The organism is Streptomyces sp. NPDC015661, from assembly GCF_043077765.1.
GTDB lineage: Bacteria > Actinomycetota > Actinomycetes > Streptomycetales > Streptomycetaceae > Streptomyces.
The window spans coordinates 590225-607403 of the sequence record NZ_JBIBST010000003.1 but is presented as its reverse complement, the minus strand read 5'-3'; the positions used below and the strand labels follow the sequence as shown (position 1 = coordinate 607403).

14 protein-coding genes are annotated in these 17179 nt (G+C 72.3%); 5 read left to right on the top strand and 9 right to left on the bottom strand.

Annotation, left to right across the window (positions count from 1 at the left end):
* Positions 1–34 precede the first annotated feature (34 nt).
* Genes whiA through uvrC form a run of 4 tightly spaced genes read right to left on the bottom strand, consistent with a single transcriptional unit; the run spans position 35 to position 5002 of the window.
* On the bottom strand, positions 35–1024 hold the full coding sequence (gene whiA / locus ACF07V_RS11180) for a DNA-binding protein WhiA (protein ID WP_030205188.1): 990 nt from the start codon (positions 1022–1024) through the stop codon (positions 35–37).
* Positions 1015–2040, bottom strand: coding sequence for a uridine diphosphate-N-acetylglucosamine-binding protein YvcK (gene yvcK, locus ACF07V_RS11175; RefSeq protein WP_392153201.1), 1026 nt, complete (start codon positions 2038–2040; stop codon positions 1015–1017). The genes whiA and yvcK overlap by 10 nt, the downstream gene beginning before the upstream one ends.
* The gene (gene rapZ / locus ACF07V_RS11170; protein WP_392153200.1) at positions 2037–2999 is read right to left on the bottom strand and encodes an RNase adapter RapZ; all 963 of its coding nucleotides are present in this window, start codon (positions 2997–2999) and stop codon (positions 2037–2039) included. The genes yvcK and rapZ overlap by 4 nt, the downstream gene beginning before the upstream one ends.
* Positions 2996–5002 carry an excinuclease ABC subunit UvrC gene (uvrC, locus tag ACF07V_RS11165; RefSeq protein WP_392153198.1) on the bottom strand — a complete coding sequence of 669 codons (2007 nt, stop codon included), beginning with the start codon at positions 5000–5002 and terminating at the stop codon, positions 2996–2998. The genes rapZ and uvrC overlap by 4 nt, the downstream gene beginning before the upstream one ends.
* Before the next feature lie 58 nt (positions 5003–5060).
* On the opposite strand from uvrC, the gene ACF07V_RS11160 reads away from it, so the two are divergent.
* Positions 5061–5813 (top strand): SDR family NAD(P)-dependent oxidoreductase, encoded by a 753-nt coding sequence (locus tag ACF07V_RS11160; RefSeq protein ID WP_392153196.1) that lies wholly within the window; start codon positions 5061–5063, stop codon positions 5811–5813.
* 410 nt (positions 5814–6223) lie between these two features.
* On the opposite strand, the gene ACF07V_RS11155 is transcribed toward ACF07V_RS11160, so the two are convergent.
* Positions 6224–7048, bottom strand: coding sequence for a hypothetical protein (locus tag ACF07V_RS11155; protein ID WP_392153435.1), 825 nt, complete (start codon positions 7046–7048; stop codon positions 6224–6226).
* Positions 7049–7053: 5 nt separating this feature from the next.
* Complete coding sequence (locus ACF07V_RS11150) at positions 7054–7677, bottom strand: papain-like cysteine protease family protein (RefSeq protein ID WP_392153195.1); 624 nt, start codon at positions 7675–7677, stop codon at positions 7054–7056.
* A gap of 237 nt (positions 7678–7914) precedes the next feature.
* Between ACF07V_RS11150 and ACF07V_RS11145 the strand changes: the two genes are divergently transcribed.
* Complete coding sequence (locus ACF07V_RS11145; RefSeq protein WP_392153193.1) at positions 7915–8844, top strand: hypothetical protein; 930 nt, start codon at positions 7915–7917, stop codon at positions 8842–8844.
* A gap of 10 nt (positions 8845–8854) precedes the next feature.
* Here the strand turns inward: ACF07V_RS11145 and ACF07V_RS11140 are convergent, their stop codons facing one another.
* Together ACF07V_RS11140 and uvrA are read right to left on the bottom strand one after the other, a co-directional pair.
* Complete coding sequence (locus ACF07V_RS11140; protein WP_392153192.1) at positions 8855–9280, bottom strand: Rieske (2Fe-2S) protein; 426 nt, start codon at positions 9278–9280, stop codon at positions 8855–8857.
* 668 nt (positions 9281–9948) lie between these two features.
* The gene (gene uvrA / locus ACF07V_RS11135) at positions 9949–12993 is read right to left on the bottom strand and encodes an excinuclease ABC subunit UvrA (RefSeq protein WP_392153191.1); all 3045 of its coding nucleotides are present in this window, start codon (positions 12991–12993) and stop codon (positions 9949–9951) included.
* Positions 12994–13149: 156 nt separating this feature from the next.
* Between uvrA and ACF07V_RS11130 the strand changes: the two genes are divergently transcribed.
* From ACF07V_RS11130 to ACF07V_RS11120, 3 genes are all read left to right on the top strand, one after another.
* Positions 13150–13833, top strand: a complete 684-nt coding sequence (locus ACF07V_RS11130) for a maleylpyruvate isomerase family mycothiol-dependent enzyme (RefSeq protein WP_392153189.1) — start codon at positions 13150–13152, stop codon at positions 13831–13833.
* Between the two features lie 35 nt (positions 13834–13868).
* A complete protein-coding gene (locus tag ACF07V_RS11125) occupies positions 13869–14525 on the top strand; it encodes an MBL fold metallo-hydrolase (RefSeq protein ID WP_392153188.1) in 657 nt (218 codons plus the stop codon).
* Between the two features lie 165 nt (positions 14526–14690).
* Positions 14691–15977: an MFS transporter gene (locus tag ACF07V_RS11120; RefSeq protein ID WP_392153186.1), complete on the top strand. Its 1287-nt coding sequence runs from the start codon at positions 14691–14693 to the stop codon at positions 15975–15977.
* A 75-nt stretch (positions 15978–16052) separates the two neighbouring features.
* Here ACF07V_RS11120 and ACF07V_RS11115 read toward each other — a convergent pair whose 3' ends face one another.
* Complete coding sequence (locus ACF07V_RS11115) at positions 16053–17051, bottom strand: TerC/Alx family metal homeostasis membrane protein (RefSeq protein ID WP_392153184.1); 999 nt, start codon at positions 17049–17051, stop codon at positions 16053–16055.
* Positions 17052–17179: the final 128 nt, after the last annotated feature.

Genomic DNA, 17179 nt, shown 5'->3' with positions numbered 1-17179 from the left:
GCACCGGCAGCCCGGAGTTCGGAATTCCGTACGGTCAGCCGACCAGGCTGTCGTCGAGCTCCTCCGTCAGGTTCGACTCGGTCCCGGGGATGCCCAGGTCCTGCGCCCGCTTGTCGGCCATCGCGAGGAGCCGGCGGATCCGGCCGGCCACGGCGTCCTTGGTCAGCGGCGGGTCGGCGAGCGCGCCCAGCTCCTCCAGGGAGGCCTGCTTGTGCTCCATGCGGAGCCGGCCGGCGGCGGCGAGGTGCTCGGGCACCTCCTCGCCGAGGATCTCCAGGGCGCGCTGCACCCGGGCGCCCGCGGCGACCGCGGCACGGGCCGAGCGGCGCAGGTTGGCGTCGTCGAAGTTGGCCAGGCGGTTGGCGGTGGCGCGGACCTCGCGCCGCATCCGCCGCTCCTCCCAGGCGAGCACCGACTCGTGCGCGCCGAGCCGGGTGAGGAGCGCGCCGATCGCGTCGCCGTCACGGACGACGACCCGGTCCACGCCCCGCACCTCACGGGCCTTCGCCGCGATGGAGAGCCGGCGGGCCGCGCCGACCAGCGCGAGGGCGGCCTCCGGACCCGGGCAGGTCACCTCCAGGGAGGAGGAGCGGCCGGGCTCGGTCAGCGAGCCGTGCGCGAGGAACGCGCCGCGCCAGGCCGCCTCGGCGTCACAGGTCGCGCCGGAGACCACCTGCGGGGGAAGCCCCCGGATGGGACGGCCGCGGCCGTCCACGAGACCCGTCTGCCGGGCCAGCTGGTCGCCTCCGGCCACCACCCGCACCACGAAGCGCGAGCCGCGCCGCAGCCCGCCCGGAGCCATCACGATCAGCTCGGAGCTGTGCCCGAAGATCTCCAGGATGTCCCGCTTGAGGCGGCGGGCCGCCATCGCGGTGTCCAGCTCCGCCTCGATCACGATGCGGCCGCTCACCAGGTGCAGCCCGCCCGCGAACCGCAGGATCGACGAGACCTCTGCCTTCCTGCAGCAGGTCCGGGTGACGGGAAGCCGGGAGATCTCGTCCTTCACCGCTGCCGTCATCGCCATGGGCCGATCCTTCCATGCATCCGAAAAATACGGTCGTACGCGGCGGCCAACAGCTCCGGGTCATGCTTCGCGGAGCCGTCGGGCCCGGCCACCGGCGCCAGCTCGACCGCGGCACCGAGCCGCTTGGCGGCATCGGCGAGGGACTCGCGGTCGGGCACGGCGGCCTCGTCGGCCAGCACCACGTCCAGGGCGAGTTTAGGGGCGTGTCGTCCCAAAACCTCCAAATGACGCTGCGGGGAGAAGCCTTCGGTTTCTCCGGGCTGCGGCGCGAGGTTCAGCGACAGCACCTTCCGGGCCTTCGTCTCGACCAGGGCGTCGAGGAGTTCGGGGACCAGGAGGTGCGGGATCACCGAGGAGAACCAGGACCCGGGACCGAGCACCACCCAGTCCGCGTCCAGGACGGCGGCGACCGCCTCGGGCACGGCCGGCGGGTCGTGCGGCACGAGGTGCACGGACTGCACCTCGCCGGGGGTGAGCGCCACGGTCGCCTGCCCGCGGACCGTGTCCACGTCGTCCGGCCGCTCCGGGTCGTGGCCCCTGACCAGGGCCTGGAGCTCCAGCGGCACGGCGGACATGGGCAGCACCCTGCCCTGGGCGCCGAGCAGCCGTCCGACCAGGTCGAGGGCCTGGACGGGGTCGCCGAGCTGCTCCCAGAGGGCGACGATCAGCAGATTGCCGACGGCGTGGCCGTTGATCTCGCCCTTGGACTGGAAGCGGTGCTGGATCACCCGGGCCCAGGTCTGGCCCCAGTCGTCGTCGCCGCAGAGGGCGGCGAGCGCCTTGCGCAGGTCGCCGGGGGGCAGCACGCCGAGCTCCTCCCGGAGCCGGCCGCTGGACCCCCCGTCGTCGGCGACGGTGACGACGGCGGTGAGGTCGCCGGTGATCCGGCGGAGCGCGGCGAGGGAGGCCGACAGGCCCATGCCGCCGCCCAGCGCGACCACCTTGGGCTGGGCGCCGCGCCTGCGGAGCGTACGCCGCACCGCGAGGGTGGAGGTACGCCGACGGTACGGCTTCACTCGCGCCCCATGTCCCGGTGGACGACGACGGTCTCGACCCCTTCGGAGGCGAGGCGGGCGGCGAGGCGCTCGGCGGTGGCGACGGAGCGGTGCTTGCCGCCCGTGCAGCCCACGGCGATGGTCACGTACCGCTTGCCCTCGCGGCGGTAGCCCGCAGCGATCAGCTGGAGCAGCTCGGTGTAGCGGTCGAGGAACTCCTTGGCGCCAGGCTGGTTGTAGACGTAGTTCGACACCTCCTCGTTGAGGCCGGTGAAGGGGCGCAGCTCGGGGACCCAGTGCGGGTTCGGCAGGAAGCGCATGTCGACGACGAGGTCGGCGTCGACCGGCAGGCCGTACTTGAATCCGAAGGACATCACGGTGGCCCGGAGCTCGGGCTCCTCGTCGCCGGCGAACTGGGCGTCCATCTTGGCGCGCAGCTCGTGGACGTTGAGGCTGGAGGTGTCGATCACCAGGTCGGCGTCGCCGCGCAGCTCGCGCAGCAGGTCGCGCTCGGCGGCGATGCCGTCGGTGATGCGGCCGTCGCCCTGGAGCGGGTGCGGCCTGCGGACCGACTCGAAGCGCCGGACGAGGGCCTCGTCGGAGGACTCCAGGAAGACGATCCGGCGGGTGACCTGCTTGGCGTCCAGGTCGGCGAGGGACTCCCTGAGGTTGTCGAAGAACTGCCGGCCGCGGACGTCCACGACGACGGCGATCCGGGCGACATTGCCCTGGGAGCGGGCGCCGAGCTCCACCATGGTGGGGATCAGCGCGGGCGGCAGATTGTCCACGACGAACCAGCCGAGGTCCTCCAGGCACTTCGCCGCGGTGGACCGGCCGGCTCCGGACATGCCGGAGATGATCACCAGCTCGGGAATGGCCGCCTCGGCGCCGTTGTCGCCGGGGGTCTCCTTCGTGCCCGTACTCACGTGTCCTGCTCCGTCTTCTCGGTCGTGCTCGTCGTGCGTGTGGCGCTCGGTCATGCGGTGGTGCCCCCGTCGTCTTCCATGATCTCTCCTGTGGCCGTGTTCACGGCGGGTGCGGCGGGGGCCGCCTGGGCCAGGGCCACGGCGACCGCCTCCGCGGTCTTCCGGCCGAAGCCGGGGACCTCACAGATCTGCTCGATTGTCGCCTGCTTCAGCCGCTTCACCGAGCCGAAATGCTTGATCAAGGCCTGTTTGCGCGACTCTCCGAGGCCGGGGACGGCGTCGAGCGGGCTGGTCCGGAGGCGTTTGGTCCGCTTGGACCGCTGGTAGCGGATGGCGAAGTCGTGAGCCGTGTCACGCACCCGCTGGAGCAGATAGAGCCCCTCGCTGGACCGGGGCAGGACCACGGGGTCGTCCTCGCCGGGCAGCCAGACCTCCTCCAGGCGCTTGGCGAGGCCGCAGACCGCGACGTCGTCGATGCCGAGCTCGTCCAGGGCGCGGCGGGCCGCGGCGACCTGCGGCTGCCCGCCGTCGACGACGACGAGCTGCGGCGGGTACGCGAAGCGCTTGGGCCGCCCGTCGTCCTGGGCGTCCTCGGCGGGGACCTCGCCGCCGACGGGAACCTCACCCTCCGCGACCGGCCCCCACTCCCCCGTACGGTCCTTCTCGGCGAGGTAGCGCTTGAAGCGGCGGCTGATCACCTCGTGCATGGACCGGACGTCGTCCTGGCCCTCGAAGCCCTTGATCTGGAAGCGGCGGTACTCGCTCTTCCTGGGCAGCCCGTCCTCGAAGACGACCATCGAGGCGACGACGTCCTCGCCCTGGAGGTGCGAGATGTCGAAGCACTCGATCCGCAGCGGCGCCGAGTCCAGGTCCAGGGCCTCGGCGATCTCCTCCAGGGCCCGGGAGCGGGTGGTGAGATCGCTGGCCCGCTTGGTCTTGTGCAGGACGAGCGCCTGCTGGGCGTTGCGCGCGACGGTCTCCATCAGGTCCTTCTTGTCGCCGCGCTGCGGGACGCGCAGCGAGACGAGGGAGCCGCGGCGGCCGGAGAGCCAGGCGGAGACGGACTCCGTGTCCTCGGGCAGCGCCGGGACCAGGACCTCCTTGGGGACGGCGTCGCCGCTCTCCTCGCCGTACAGCTGCTGGAGCGCGTGCTCGACGAGCCCCGCCGTGTCGACGGCCTCGACCTTGTCCGTGACCCAGCCGCGCTGGCCCCGGACGCGTCCTCCGCGCACGTGGAAGATCTGGACGGCGGCCTCCAGCTCGTCCTCGGCGAGGGCGATCAGGTCGGCGTCGGTGGCGTCGGCGAGGACCACCGCGTTCTTCTCCATGGCCCGGCGCAGGGCCTCTATGTCGTCGCGCAGCCGGGCGGCCTTCTCGTACTCCATGTCCTCGGCCGCGATCATCATCTGCTTCTCGAGCCGGCGGATGTACGTGCCGGTGCGGCCGGCCATGAAGTCGCTGAAGTCCTCGGCCAGTTCGCGGTGCTCCTCGGGCGTGACCCGGCCGACGCAGGGCGCCGAGCACTTGCCGATGTACCCGAGCAGGCAGGGCCGTCCGGCCGACGCGGCGTTCCTGAAGACCCCCGCCGAGCAGGTCCGCACGGGGAACACCCGCAGCATCAGGTCGACGGTCTCGCGGATCGCCCACGCGTGCGCGTACGGCCCGAAGTAGCGCACGCCCTTCTTCTTGTGGCCGCGCATGACCTGGACGCGCGGGAACTCCTCGTTCATGGTCACGGCGAGGTACGGATAGCTCTTGTCGTCCCGGTACTTGACGTTGAACCGGGGGTCGAACTCCTTGATCCAGGAGTACTCCAGCTGCAGCGCCTCCACCTCGGTGGACACCACGGTCCACTCCACGGAGGCGGCCGTCGTCACCATGGTGGCCGTGCGCGGGTGCAGGCTCGTCAGCGGCTGGAAGTAGTTCGCCAGCCGCTGGCGCAGGGACTTCGCCTTCCCGACGTAGATCACCCGGCGGTGCTCGTCGCGGAACTTGTAGACCCCCGGGGAGTCGGGGATCTGACCCGGCTTGGGGCGGTAGCTGGAGGGGTCTGCCATGCTCCCCACCCTACTGGCGGGGACCGACACTCAGGGCGGGCGCGCTCGTTGGCCGGACATGGCTCAGAACACTTCAGGACGGCTGTCGGACCGGGTGTGCGTGATCACGGGCGCGGCGAGCGGAATCGGCCGGGCGACGGCGGAACGCTTCCTGCGGGAGGGGGCGCGGGTGGTCGCCACGGACGTCGACGCGGACCGCCTCGCCACCCTCCCGGGCGTGACCCCGGTGGTGGGGGACGTCTCCCGGGAGGAGGACGCCCGGCGCATGATCGACACCGCGGTGGAACGCTTCGGACGGCTGGACGTCCTTGTCGCGAACGCGGGCGTGATCCCGCTGCTCTCCGTCACGGAGGCGGAGCCGGCGGACTTCGACCGGGTGATGGCCGTCGACGGCCGGGGCATGTTCCTGACCTGCAAGTACGCGATCGAGGCCATGCTCGTCTCGGGCGGCGGGGCCATCGTGTGCACCTCGTCGATCTCCGGCGTGGCCGGCCAGGCGAGGCAGGCGGTGTACGGCCCGGCGAAGTTCGTCGCGACCGGCCTGACGAAGCACCTGGCGGTGGAGTGGGCGGAGCACGGCATCCGTGTCAACGCGGTCGCCCCCGGCACCATCGAGACCGAACGGGTCGCCGCCGCGCGTGTGGAGCCGGGCGGCCCCGAGTACCTCGCGGAGATCGTCGGGGCGCACCCGATGGGGCGCTTCGGGACGCCGGAGGAGGTGGCGGCGGCGATCCTGTTCCTGGCGTCGGAGGAGGCGTCGTTCGTGACGGGCGCGATCCTCCCGGTAGACGGCGGCTACCTGGCCCGCTGAGGAGCCCGTGCCCCCGGCCCCACGCCCCCACACCGCGCGGACCCGCGCCGCGTGGCCCCGCACCTCCACCGGGCGGTGCCGCCGTGTGGGCCCACACCGCGTGCGCCCGCATCGTGTGGGCCCGCACCGCGTGGGCCCGCACCGCGTGGGCCCGCATCGTGTGGGCCCGCACCGCGTGGGCCCGCACCGCGCGGGCCCGCACCGCGTGGGCCCGCACCGCGCGGGCCCGCACCGCGTGGGCCCGCGGCTCCGCCGGGCGGTGCCCCCGCCACCCCCCGTGTGGGCAATCGTCCCGCAGGGCGGGACGGGTGGGCACACGGGACGGCGCCCATGCGGGCGCCTCCGCCTTCCGTGCCTGGACCCGCACCACCAGTGCACTGCGCACGGGGTGCGGGTCAGGGCGCGGAAGCCTAGGCCCGGCCAGGGGCGCCGTCCGTTGTGCCCACCCGTTCCGCCCCGGCGGGACGATTGCCCACAACGGGGATGGGCGCCGCCCCGGCGGAGGACGTCCGGCGTCGGCGTACCACCGCCGTCGCCGCCAGCGCGAGCACCAGCCCCGCGCCCACCCCCGCCGCCGCGACGCCAGACGTCTCGGACGTCGCGGGTGCGGCCGAGCCGTAACCCCCCGCCGCTCCCTTCCGCGCGTACGCCGAGCCCGGCAGCTTGTCGCCGTACGCTCGGGCGACCCGCTCCCGGTAGGCCGTGAGGCTCGTCCCGTCGCGGCCGACGGCCCGTACCGCGTCCTCGTCCAGCGGCAGCACCTTCGCCCCCTTCTGGACGTACCACGCGTCGATCTGCGGCTCGCGGAAGACGAGGCCGCCGTGGCCCATCTCCGCGTACCGGATCTCGTCGTCGCCGGTGGCGATGTTCACCACCTGCCAGCCGCCCGGCTGCTTCACCGTCCACAGCGAGGCCTTCTGCCCGTCCGAGGCCACGGCCCTGCTGGCGCGGAACTCGACGCGGGCGACCGGTGCCCCGGGCTTCCCGGCGACGAAGTCCGGGGAGAGGAACCGCACCGGGACGGAGGCGCCGTCGACGCGCGGCGCGGCCGCCGTGCGGGCGAGGGCCCCGTCGCGGGCGAAGAACCGGGACAGGGTGTCGAGGGTCCCCGGCGCGGAGGCGGCCTGTTCGGGGGTCGGCGCGGGCGGCAGGCCCTCGGCGGCGGCCGAGGGGAGCACCCCGAGGGCGACGAGCGCGGCGGCGAGGAGGCCGGTGGCCGTGACGCGTGCGTTCATGGTGGTCACGCCCCGATCCGGTAGAGCGAGTGGGTCCAGGAGAAGGAGTTGTTGTTGACGTACCAGGCGTGCGAGGCCCAGTTGTAGCGGTCGCTGGAGGGCCAGGGATCGCCCCAGTAGACCCAGCTGTTCGCGTCGTCGTAGCCGTAGACCACGTGCATGTGGCCGCCGCCGGCGGCCCACTGGATGCGGGTCTCGACGGGCCGGTCGGCGTTGATCTCGGTCTGGACGGTCGAGTACCGCAGCCAGCCGTCGACGTAGGAGCCGGGGCTGATGCCGGCCCAGCTCAGGCCGGTCTGGACGTTGCCGAGCGTGGCCTGCCAGTTGGGGCAGTCGTAGCCCTGCTGCCGGTTGAAGGCGGCGTTGCAGAACTGGTTCTGGCTGTAGTTCCGGCCGTACCAGGTGGCGATGGTGTTGCCGCTCGCCGCCCAGCACCAGTTGGTCTTCTGCTGGGCCTGCATGGTGATGTTCAGCCGCTTGGAGGCGAGGGCGGAGACACCCTCGTCCGAAGACGCGGCGGGTGAGGCAGGCACGGCGGGCGCGGCAGGCGCGGCGGAGGCCGGGGTCGTGGGGACGAGGAAGAGGGCGGCCGCGGCGAGTGCCGCGAGGTCGATCAGTCTTCTGCGCATCGCGTTCCTCCCAGGGTGGGGGGGTGGGGCTGTGGGGAGTCGGAGGAGCGCGTCCGGACGCTGGTCAGGAGCATCGGCCGTTGTCGGGACCGGGTCAACACGCTTCAATGCGGGGTGACATCGGACTGTGAACGGTGTGACCCGGGTGTGAACGGACACCCATGGCCCACCTGCCCGCCCACCCCTCGCGGCGCGACGGTCCGTGCCCCCGACGTGAACGTTCACCGAGGAGTCCTCGTGAGCCACACCGAGGCCGATCTGGTGCAGCTGCTGCACACCGGCCCCTTCCATCTGGCGCTGCGCACCGCGCTCGCCGTGCGCGGGCTGCCGCTCCAGCGGGTGCAGCACCATCTCGCGCACCGGGGCGTGAAGGTCGGGGTGACAAGTCTGAGCTACTGGCAGCAGGGCGCCCGCCGGCCCCAGCGGCCGGAGTCCCTGAAGGCCGTCCGGGCCCTGGAGGAGGTGCTCCAGCTGCCCGGGAACTCACTGCTGCGGCTCCTGACGGAGGACGCGGCCGCCCGCTCCGAGGTGGAGCGCCCGGCGGCCCGCTCGTACCGCTCGCTGGTGGAGGCCTCGGGCTCGGTCGAGGAGCTGCTCGCGGAGCTCGAGTCCCCGGTGGACGGCGGGCTGCACACGGTGGGGCACCACGAGCGGGTGCGGATCGGGGCGGGGCGGGAGCTGGTGGGGCGCGAGTCGCAGCACGTGGTGCGGGCGCACCGGGACGGCGTGGACCGCTATCTCGCCATCCACCACGGCGACCCGGACTGCGACCCGTCCCGGGTGGTCGTGCGGGCGGTGGAGAACTGCCGGACGGGGCGGGTGCGGTGGCACGCCGGGACGGGCGTGCTCGTCGCGGAGCTGCTCTTCGACGTGCGACTGCGGGCCGGGGACACGTACCTGTTCTCGTACGGCTTCGAGGACGGTACGGCGGGGCCGAGCGGGGAGTACGTGCGCGGGTTCAGCTTCGCGGGCGGGCAGTACGTGCTCCAGGTCCGCTTCGACGAGGCGGCGCTGCCGGTGCGGTGCCGGAGGTTCGCGCAGGCCTCGGCGGGGGCGCCGCGCGGCGGCCGTGCGGAGCTGACCCTGAGCGGCCGGCACCGCACGGTGCACCTCGTGGAGCAGGGGGTACGCCCGGGGATCCTGGGGATCGACTGGGACTGGGCGTGAACGCCGGCGGTCAGGCCTCGGGTCCGGCCACCAGCTTGCCGTCCTCGACGCGGATCGGGACCTCGGGGAGCGGGACGGTGGCGGGGCCCTGGATCGCCTTGCCGGTCGTCGTGTCGAAGCGGCTTCCGTGGCAGGGGCAGTTGCCCTCGTTCTCCTCGACCTTGTCGAGGACGCAGCCGGCGTGGGTGCACTGGGCGCTGAAGGCCTTGTACTGGCCCTTGGCGGGGCAGCTCACGACGAGCCGCTGCTCGCGGTAGAGCTTCGAACCGCCGACCGGGATCTCGTCCGGGGCGCCGAGCGGGACCGGGGCGGTCGGGGTCGGGACCTCGGCGTGGCCGAGCTTGGACTCCGTGGAGCAGGCGGCGACTCCCAGCCCGGCGGCTCCGGCGAGGGCCGCGCCTTTCAGTACGGTGCGGCGGCTGGACTGGCCGGACATGAGCGCTCCACGGTGAGATCGGGGACAACACACCCAGGGGGTGACCGACCCGACGATACCGGCGCCCTCTCCCGCCCCGTCGGCCGGGCCTGACCTGGCACGCAGGCCCGGGGCTCGGGAGCGTACGGGCGGGCCCGCAGCCGTACGGGCAGGGCAGCGCAGGGCGGCGCACGGCCCGCGCCCGAGGCGTACGGGCGGGGCCGGGGCTTACGGGCAGGGCTCGTAGCCGTACCGGGCAGGGCCCGGGACCGGACGGGCTGGGCCCGGGGCAGTACCGGGCAGGGCCCGGAGCAGGACGGGCAGGGCCCGGGGCAGTACCGGGCAGGGCAGCGCAGGGCGGCGCACGGCCCGCGCCCGAGGCGTACGGGCGGGGCCGGGGCTTACGGGCAGGGCTCGTAGCCGTACCGGGCAGGGCCCGGGGCCGGACGGGCAGGGCCCGGAGCAGGACGGGCAGGGCCCGGGACCGGACGGGCTGGGCCCGGGGCAGTACCGGGCAGGGCCCGGGGCCGGACGGGCAGGGCCCGGGGCAGTACCGGGCAGGGCCCGTAGCAGTACCCGGCAGGGCCCGTAGCCGGACGGGCAGGGCCGGAGCCGTACCCGGCAGGCCCCGGGGGTGGGGCGCACCCCGGCGCGCGGCAGGGCCCCCGGGCGGGGGCCCTGCCGGGACCTCACGCCTTGCGGGTCCGGGTCGTCGCCTTCTTCGCGGCGGCCTTGGTGGCCGTGGCCGCCTTCTTCGCGGGGGCCACCGCCTTGGTGGCGGTCTTCTTGGCGGGAGCCTTCGCGGCCACCGTCTTCGCCGCCTGCTTCTTCGCCGCCGCCTTCTTCGGACCGCGGGCCGCCGGGATCGTCCCCGCGGCGTCGCTGATCCGCTCGGCGCCGAGGATCTCGCGGAGGAACTTGCCGGTGTGGCTCGCCGGGACCGAGGCGACCTCCTCCGGCGTGCCCTCGGCGACCACCAGACCGCCGCCGCTGCCGCCCTCCGGGCCCATGTCGATGACCCAGTCCGCGGTCTTGATGACATCGAGGTTGTGCTCGATGACGATCACCGAGTTCCCCTTGTCGACCAGGTTGGACAGCACCTTGATCAGCTTCGAGATGTCCTCGAAGTGGAGACCGGTGGTCGGTTCGTCGAGGACGTAGACCGTGCGGCCCGTCGAGCGCTTCTGGAGCTCGGAGGCGAGCTTCACGCGCTGGGCCTCGCCGCCCGAGAGCGTCGGCGCCGACTGGCCGAGGCGGACGTAGCCGAGTCCGACCTCGTTGAGCGTGCGCAGGTGCCGGGCGATGGTCGGGACGGCCTCGAAGAAGTCGAGGGCCTCCTCGATCGGCATGTTCAGGACTTCGGCGATGGACTTGCCCTTGTAGTGGACCTCCAGGGTCTCCCGGTTGTACCGGTCGCCGTGGCAGACCTCGCACGGGACGTAGACGTCCGGGAGGAAGTTCATCTCGATCTTGATCGTGCCGTCGCCGGAGCAGTTCTCGCAGCGGCCGCCCTTGACGTTGAAGGAGAAGCGGCCGGGCAGGTAGCCCCGGACCTTGGCCTCCATCGTCTCGGCGAAGAGCTTGCGGACGTGGTCGAAGACGCCGGTGTACGTCGCCGGGTTCGACCGCGGGGTGCGGCCGATCGGGGACTGGTCGACGTGCACGACCTTGTCGACGAGGTCGTCGCCGTCCACGCGCGTGTGCCGTCCGGGCACCGACTTGGCGCCGTTCAGCTCGCGCGCCAGGTGGGTGTAGAGGATGTCGTTGACCAGGGTCGACTTGCCGGAGCCGGAGACGCCGGTGACGGCGGTGAGGACGCCCAGCGGGAAGGAGACGTCGATGTCCCGCAGGTTGTTCTCGCGGGCCCCGTGCACGGTGAGCCGGCGGCCGGGGTCCATCGGGCGGCGGATGTCCGGGGTGGCGATCGCCCTGCGGCCGGACAGGTACTGCCCGGTCATCGACTCCTCGTTGGCGAGGAGCTCCTTGAGGGAGCCGGAGTGGACGACCTTGCCGCCGTGCTCGCCGGCGCCGGGGCCGATGTCGACGACCCAGTCGGCGACCTTGATCGTGTCCTCGTCGTGCTCGACGACGATGAGCGTGTTGCCCATGTCCCGGAGCCGGACCAGGGTCTCGATGAGCCGGTGGTTGTCGCGCTGGTGGAGGCCGATGGACGGCTCGTCGAGCACGTACAGCACGCCGACCAGGCCGGAGCCGATCTGGGTGGCGAGCCGGATGCGCTGGGCCTCTCCGCCGGAGAGCGTGCCCGCCGCCCGGTTCAGGGAGAGGTAGTCGAGGCCGACGTCGACGAGGAAGCGCAGCCGCTCGTTGACCTCCTTGAGGACCCGCTCGGCGATCTTCTTGTCGCGGGCGTTGAGCGTGAGGCGGGAGAGGAACTCGGCGCAGTCGCTGATGGACATCGCGGAGACCTCGGCGATGGACCGGTCCATGACCGTGACCGCGAGGACGATCGGCTTGAGGCGGGAGCCCTCGCAGGTGGGGCAGGGCACCTCGCGCATGTAGCCCTCGAAGCGCTCGCGGCTGGAGTCGCTCTCGGCCTCGGTGTGGCGCCGCTTGACGAAGGAGACGGCGCCCTCGAAGGCCGGGGTGGTGTACGCCCGCTCGCGGCCGTACCGGTTCCGGTAGCGGACCTCGACCTGGGTCTTGTGGCCGTACATCAGGGCCTTCTTGGCGCGCTGCGGCAGCCCGGCGTACGGGATGTCCGTGCGGAAGCCGAGGGCCTGGGAGAGTCCGCCGATGAGCCGGCCGAAGTACTCCTTGGTGTGACCGTGCGACCACGGGTGGATGGCGCCCTCGTCGAGGGACCGCTCCTCGTCGGGGACGATCAGCTCCGGGTCGACCTCCATGCGGGTGCCGATGCCGGTGCAGTCGGGGCAGGCGCCGAAGGGCGAGTTGAAGGAGAAGGAGCGCGGCTCCAGCTCCTCGAAGGACAGGTCGTCGTACGGGCAGTAGAGGTGCTCCGAGTACATCCGCTCGCGCTCGGGGTCGTCCTCGGCGAGGTCGACGAAGTCGAGCACGACCATGCCGCCGGAGAGTCCGAGCGCGGTCTCGACGGAGTCGGTGAGCCGGCGCTTGGCGCTGTCCTTCACGGTCAGGCGGTCGACGACCACCTCGATCGTGTGCTTCTCCTGCTTCTTCAGCGTCGGCGGCTCGCTCAGCTGGATGGTCACGCCGTCCACGCGGGCGCGGCTGTAGCCCTTGGTCTGGAGGTCCGCGAAGAGGTCGACGAACTCGCCCTTCCGCTCGCGCACGAGCGGGGAGAGCACCTGGAAACGGCTGCCCTCGGGGAGGTCCAGGACCTTGTCGACGATGGCCTGCGGCGACTGGCGGGAGATGGGGCGGCGGCACTCGGGACAGTGCGGCTTGCCGATGCGGGCGAAGAGCAGGCGGAGGTAGTCGTAGACCTCCGTGATGGTGCCGACCGTCGAGCGCGGGTTGCGCGAGGTCGACTTCTGGTCGATGGAGACGGCGGGCGACAGACCTTCGATGAAGTCGACGTCCGGCTTGTCCATCTGGCCGAGGAACTGCCGGGCGTACGAGGAGAGCGACTCGACGTACCGGCGCTGCCCCTCGGCGAAGATCGTGTCGAACGCGAGGGAGGACTTGCCCGACCCCGAGAGCCCGGTGAAGACGATGAGGGAGTCACGCGGGAGGTCGAGCGAGACGTTCTTGAGGTTGTGCTCGCGAGCGCCACGGACGATGAGACGGTCGGCCACGCCGGTCCGCACCTTTCTTGAGAGAGCGGATGTGCCTGACACACCCAACAACCAAGGATGCCGGATGCTTCCGTCGAGCCTATAGCACGCACATTCGATTTCCGCCCGCGCCGAGACCGCTTCACCCGAATGAGTGGCGGCGCTAGGGTCGGCGCCATGATCGACCACGAAATCGACCTTGCCTCCGTACGCGAGGCGACCGAGCGGCTGCTGACCGCGGCCGCCTCATGGGACAACGCGGCGACGGGCGAGCCGTCACGGCTTCCCGGCTGGACCCGCGGCCACGTGCTCGCCCACGTCGCCCGTAACGCCGACGCTCTGGTCAACGTCCTCCAGGGCCTTCCCATGTACGCCGACGCCGCCACCCGCGACGCCGACATCGAGCGGGACGCCGCCCGCCCGCTCGACGTCCACCTCGCCGACCTGCGCGAGTCCGGCGACCGCTTCCAGGCCGTGGCCGCCGAGCCCGCCGACTGGAACCGCACGGTCGAGCTCCGCAACGGGGTCACCGACAGCGCCTCCCGGATCCCCTTCCGCCGCTGGGTGGAGGTCGCCCTGCACCACGTCGACCTGGGCGTCGGCTACGAGCTGGAGGACCTGCCCGAGGAGTTCGTCCAGCGCGAGATCGACTTCCTCACCGAGCGCTTCAGGGGCCTGGAGAGCGTCCCGGCGACCGAGCTCCGGGCCGCCGACGGGCGGGGCTGGACGACCGGCGGCACCTCCGGCGGAGTCACCGTCACGGGGCCGGCCACCGAGCTCCTCGGCTGGCTCGCCGGACGCCGCGACGGCTCCGCGCTGAAGACCGAGGGCGGCCCGCTGCCGGAGCTTCCTCCGCTGTAGCCGCCACTGTCACTCCCCGGGGCTAGTCTGAGGCCATGACGTACAGCGGAGTGGTGAAGGTCGGCGGCGCGGCGGACGTGCACGAGCTCACGGACCTGATGATCTCGAAGGTCGCGGTCGGCCCGATGGACAACAACGCGTATCTGCTGCGCTGCCGGGCGACCGGTGAGCAGCTGCTGATCGACGCGGCCAACGAGGCCGGGACGCTGCTCACGCTGATCGGTGACGACGGCATCACGGCCGTCGTCACCACCCACCAGCACGGTGACCACTGGCAGGCCCTGGAGGAGGTCGTCGCCGCGACCGGCGCCCGGACCTACGCGGGCGCGTACGACGCGGAGGGCATCCCGGTCCCGACCGACGTGCCCGTCGAGGACGGCGACACGATCCGGGTGGGCCGGGTCGAGCTGACCGCGCGCCGTCTGGTCGGGCACACCCCCGGCTCGATCGCCCTGATCTACGACGACCCGCACGGCCACCCCCACGTCTTCACCGGCGACTGCCTCTTCCCCGGCGGCGTGGGCAACACCTGGAAGGACCCGGAGCGCTTCGCGAGCCTCCTGCACGACGTGGAGACCAAACTCTTCGCGGCCCTGCCCGACGAGTCCTGGATCTACCCCGGCCACGGCAAGGACACCACGCTCGGTGACGAGCGCCCCCACCTCACGGAGTGGCGCGAGCGCGGCTGGTGACACCCGGCGCGCGGCTTCCGAGCTGCTCGCCTCCGTACGCCCCCGTAACCCGGACGGCGGCGGGGTAGTTGGCGCGACATGCGCCAAAGTCACCCTCCGTCGCCGTCCCCGACGCCCCCGGCTCCCGCTGCTCCGCCGGCTCCTCCTGCTCCTCGCGCTCCGTCGATGGGGCGGCTCGCCGCCGCCTCGCTCGTCGGCACGGCCATCGAGTTCTTCGACTTCTTCGTCTACGGGACAGCCGCAGCCCTCGTCCTGGGGCCGCTCTTCTTCCCCACCTTCTCGCCGCCGGCCGGGACCCTGGCGGCCTTCGGCACCTTCGCCGTCGGATTCCTCGCCCGGCCCCTCGGCTCGGTCCTCTTCGGACACGTCGGCGACCGTTACGGCCGGCGGCCGGTCCTCTTCGCCTCGCTGCTCCTGACGGGCTGCGCCACCGTCGCGGTCGGCTGCGTCCCGACGTACGCGACACTGGGCATCGCCGCCCCGGTGCTGCTCCTGACCCTCCGCTTCCTGCAGGGTCTCGGCCTGGGCGGCGAGTGGGGCGGGGCGGTCCTGCTCACCGCCGAGCACGCCCCCGAGCACCGGCGCGCGCTGTGGGCGAGCTTCCCGCAGATCGGCCCCCCGATCGGCTTCCTGCTGGCGAACGGGGTGATGCTGGCGCTCACCGCCGGACTGAGCGAGGCCGAGTTCCGTGCCTGGGGTTGGCGGGTGCCGTTCTGGGCGGCGGGGCTGCTGGCCCTTGTCGGACTGCTGCTGCGCTCCTCGCTGGCGGAGACCCCGCAGTTCGAGGAGGTGTCCGCGTCCGGGCGGCGCACGGGCGCCCCGCTGGCCGAGATCGTCCGCGACCACTGGCGTCTCGTCCTGCTGACGGCCGGGGCGCTCGCGGTCGGGTACGCCGTCTTCTACACGGTCTCCACCTGGGCGCTGGCCTACGGCACCGAGCGGCTCGGGGTGAGCAGCACGGTGATGCTGACCTGTGTGATGGCGGCGGTGGCGGTCCAGGGTGCGGTCACCCCGTTCGTGGGGCTCCTGGGCGACCGCTGGGGCCGCCGGCCGCTCTGTCTGGCGGGGTGCGCGGCCTCCGCGCTCTGGATGTTCCCGATGGTGGCCCTGCTGCACACCGCGCGACCGGCGCTGATGTTCCTCGGGTTCCTGGGCTCGATGCTGGCCTTCATCACCATGTTCGCGGTGGTCGCCGCGTACCTCCCGGAGCTGTACGAGCCCCACGTCCGCTGCACCGGCGCCGCCGTCGGCTACAACCTGGCGGGCGTCCTGGGCGGCGCGCTGACGCCCCTCGTGGCCACGGCCCTCTCCGACGGCGGCTCCGGGCCGCCCTGGGGCGTCGCGGCCTATCTCACGCTGGTCGCCCTGGTGAGCCTCGGCTGCTTCGCCCTGCTTCCGGAGACCCTCCCGGACCGCGCGGGCCGGCCGGCGCCCGAGCCGGCCGCCGCCTGAGCGGCACCTGCGGACAGCACGGCGACGGCCGACCGGAGTGCATCCGGTCGGCCGTCGTGGTGTGCGGGAGCGGCGTCAGGCTTCGACGCTGTCCTTCGGGGCCTCGTCCGCGGCCTCGGCCGCCTCGCGCTGCGCCTGCTTCTTGGAGGCGATCAGGCTGGTGATGGTCGTGATGACCAGGACACCGCCGATGACCGCCAGCGAGAACGGGATGGAGATCTCCGGGACGTGGACCCCGGACTCGTGCAGGGCGTGGAGCACCAGCTTCACGCCGATGAAGCCGAGGATCACCGACAGGCCGTAGCTGAGGTGGACCAGCTTCTTGAGCAGGCCGCCGATCAGGAAGTACAGCTGCCGCAGGCCCATGAGGGCGAAGGCGTTGGCGGTGAAGACGATGTACGGGTCCTGGGTGAGGCCGAAGATCGCCGGGATGGAGTCGAGGGCGAAGAGGATGTCCGTGGTGCCGATGGCGAGCATGACGACCATCAGCGGGGTCATCACCCGCTTGCCGTTGGTGCGGATGAAGAGCTTGGTGCCGTGGTACCGGTCGGCGACGCCGAACTTCTTCTCGACGGTCTTGAGGAGACGGTTCTCCTCCCAGTCGTCCTCCTCCTCGTCGGCACGCGCCTCCTGGATGAGCTTCCAGGCGGTGTAGATCAGGAACGCGCCGAAGAGGTAGAACACCCAGGAGAAGCTCGCGATGATCGCGGCGCCGGCGGCGATGAAGATCGTGCGGAGCACCAGGGCGATCACCACGCCCACGAGCAGCACCCGCTGCTGGAGGTGGGAGGGGACCGCGAACTTCGCCATGATCAGGACGAAGACGAAGAGGTTGTCGACGCTGAGCGACTTCTCGGTGATGTAGCCGGCGAAGAACTCGCCGGACGCCTGACTGTTGCCGAAGAACAGCAGGCCGAGCCCGAAGAGTCCGGCCAGCACGATCCAGACGATCGTCCAGATTCCGGCTTCCTTGACCGACACGTCATGGGGTTTGCGCCCGATGAAGAAGTCGGCACCGATCAGGGCAGCGAGACCGAGAATGGTCACTACCCACAGGGTCATTGAAACGTCCACTGCGCCTCCGGCGTCGTACGGCTACTGATCAGCGTCGTCGCTGCCGGAGGTCTCTTCCACCCGGGCGGCTGACGGGCCGCCGGGCCGACGCCCCGGGATCGGATCGATGAGGATCCGTCCGTATTGAC